The following is a 2,535-nucleotide window of genomic DNA, read 5'->3' as shown; positions in this document are numbered from 1 at the left end:
TATCGCTATGATGACAATGGGCGTCTGGTGGAAAAAACCGAACACCGTGACGGGTTTCGCCCGCAAATCTGGCGCTACCGCTGGGATACCCAAAACCAGCTCACCCATTGTGAAACCCCGGATGGCTCGCGCTGGCATTATCGCTACGATGCGTTCGGGCGGCGAGTCCGTAAACTGAAAGTGCACGATGGTAAACTGGCGGCGGCTAATTTACAGTTGTGGCTGGCAGGCAAACCGGATTTAACGCCGAGAGCCGATGCCATTATGGGGCAGGATTACCTGTGGAGCGGTGACCAGCTGATTGAGGAAATCCCGGTTTACGCCGATGGCACACCGGTGGAAGATCAGCGTATCCGCTGGCTCTACGAACCGGGTGCCCTCACGCCATCAGCACGTTTTGAAAAAGGTAAGCTACACTATATTGTCAGTGACCATCAGGGTACGCCGCGTGAAATGTTGTCCGAGGAAGGGGTACTGGTCTGGGCGCAGCGGTTGACGACATGGGGCAAAGCGGAGAAATCGCAGGTCATTGCGTCGAATAATCCGGATTATCATGTGGGCTGCAATCTGCGTTTCATGGGGCAATATGCGGATGAAGAGAGCGGGTTATTCTATAATTTTCATCGCTATTACTCCCCGGACACGGCGCAGTACATCTCGGCAGACCCCATTGGGTTATTGGGCGGGGTGAATCCGTATGGATATGTGCATAACCCAGCGAAATGGGTAGATCCTTACGGTCTAGCAGGCGGGGTTGGGAATAAAGGGGAACCTATCCAAAAAGCATCATCGGAAGTTCCTGAATATGAACCAAGAATAAGACAACGTGCAGTTGAAAATCCAGGCGGACACAATTTCCCATTTAGTTTCGACAGAGAAATTCTAAAAACAAAACCAACGGTACTGCGTAGCGGTGATATAGGTTATGCAATGTTAGGCCATAAAAATGGAAAAGAGGTTGTATATAACATAGTTGTTAAAGATGGAAAAATTAGCCATCGAGATATGATAAGTACAACTAATTGGGGACAGCGTAGCAGAAGTTTTGGTTGGCCTCTAAAACTTGAAGATATACCAAGACTTGATTAAGGAGAATAAGGTGACGCTAGAAACTATAATTAAGGGTGATAATAGTAGTCATTTGGTTTTAAGAGACTTTTATTTTAAAGGAGAAGATTTTTATGCGTGTATTGATATTAAGTCTAGCTGGTATCATGCCAAGGTGAATTTCGATTCATCATATGACAGAATTAAAGAATTTCTTATTTCCTTAGATGAGTTAATTTCTAAAAAGGTACTTGAATCTAACTTCATTAACGAAAATGGAAATGTTGATATTAATATTTCAGTTAATCATCTAGGGAAAGTAAAAGTAAGTGGTTGCTTATTGAACGATATGCTAGAGAGTTCATCTTTAACATATGAAATAGAGTCCGACTTACAAAATTTAGTCGAATTCTATTCTAAACTGAGAGCTATACTAATTATATAATTTTAATTGGTATTTTCAGTAAGTTATATACTAATTGATTATATTTAAGCCGGAAAGATCCCTGTGATCTTCCGGCTTCTTCTTTTTTAAGAGCGGTTCAGTCCCTGCCCTTAGCGGCTTTTATAGTTCCCAATCAGTTCCCGCATCCGCAGCTTAATCTCACTGATTTGCTCGCGCTGGCGCTGGTATTGCTGTTTGAGGCTGTTGGTCTCGGAACTCGCGGGGATCAGCACCAGACAGCCGTCCATGATCTTCACCGTCACCGAGCCGCCAATCTCAAAGCCAGCGGCCTTAAGCCACTGCCCCTTAAGGTGAATTGCGGGCGGGGCTGTGGCCTTGTCGTTTTGCGGGACGTATCCCACGGTGTAATAACGTTCTGTTTTCGCGGCTTTATTTACCGCGCGGTTTTGCTTAGAATGCGCCTTAGCCATCATTCAACTCCTACTTAGTTGGTTGTGGTGAGCGGGGATGCGGTGTTGGTAGCACTTCATCCCCGCGTTAAATCAACGGGTTCTTTTTTATTTATCTTGCCAGTGCCTGTAACTGTTTCTTGGTTAAAAAGGCATCCAGCAGCTTCTTAATCACTTCCTTGTCTTCCTCCGGTAACTGTTCCACCGCCTAACTGACGCAGCAGCACCCTGTCCTCAAACCAAAATACACCGCTGACATTCCAGCATGATGTTCTGGGACGAGAAACGGTACGTGAAAGTGCCAACGGCTTTATTCTTGCCAGCCGTTACACCGCGACCGGATTGTTGGCGCATCAGTCGGCGGGACAGGCCACCCCATTTTTCAGGGAAACACTGGCACAAAATGACCCACATTTTCCTCCTCAAGCCTCTGCGGTCAACCGGAGCTGGCAATATGACCGTGCTCATAATGTGCGGGTTATTGACGACAGTCGCTGGGGACAAACCCGCTACCGTTACAATACCAACGACCAGATTCTGCATACTTTGTTCGAGGGTACACGTCCGCATGAAGAGCAATTCAGCTATGATGCCAACGGTAACCTGAGTCAATATCTGCCTGTCGACGCCTAC

Annotated in this window: 5 protein-coding genes; 3 read left to right on the top strand and 2 right to left on the bottom strand. The window is 46.5% G+C overall.

What is annotated here, in order from left to right; genetic code table 11:
• Together FE394_RS16885 and FE394_RS16880 are read left to right on the top strand one after the other, a co-directional pair.
• Positions 1-1,089: RHS repeat domain-containing protein (locus FE394_RS16885; protein ID WP_319927518.1), on the top strand; the 1,089-nt coding region annotated here is incomplete at its 5' end.
• A gap of 10 nt (positions 1,090-1,099) precedes the next feature.
• The gene (locus FE394_RS16880) at positions 1,100-1,492 is read left to right on the top strand and encodes a hypothetical protein (protein ID WP_319927517.1); all 393 of its coding nucleotides are present in this window, start codon (positions 1,100-1,102) and stop codon (positions 1,490-1,492) included.
• A gap of 110 nt (positions 1,493-1,602) precedes the next feature.
• Here the strand turns inward: FE394_RS16880 and FE394_RS16875 are convergent, their stop codons facing one another.
• Entirely contained in the window at positions 1,603-1,923 is a 321-nt protein-coding gene (locus FE394_RS16875) for a SymE family type I addiction module toxin (protein WP_319927519.1), read from the bottom strand.
• 146 nt (positions 1,924-2,069) lie between these two features.
• Positions 2,070-2,207, bottom strand: coding sequence for a hypothetical protein (locus FE394_RS16870; protein ID WP_319927516.1), 138 nt, complete (start codon positions 2,205-2,207; stop codon positions 2,070-2,072).
• Positions 2,208-2,247: 40 nt separating this feature from the next.
• On the opposite strand from FE394_RS16870, the gene FE394_RS16865 reads away from it, so the two are divergent.
• Positions 2,248-2,535 (top strand): hypothetical protein (locus FE394_RS16865; RefSeq protein WP_319927515.1); only part of this gene is annotated, 288 nt, incomplete at its 3' end.

Origin of the sequence: Xenorhabdus littoralis (assembly GCF_033949345.1) — a bacterium.
In the GTDB taxonomy this organism is placed as follows: domain Bacteria; phylum Pseudomonadota; class Gammaproteobacteria; order Enterobacterales; family Enterobacteriaceae; genus Xenorhabdus; species Xenorhabdus littoralis.
The sequence above is the reverse complement of the archived record's forward strand: the minus strand, read 5'-3'. Positions and strand labels throughout refer to the sequence as shown.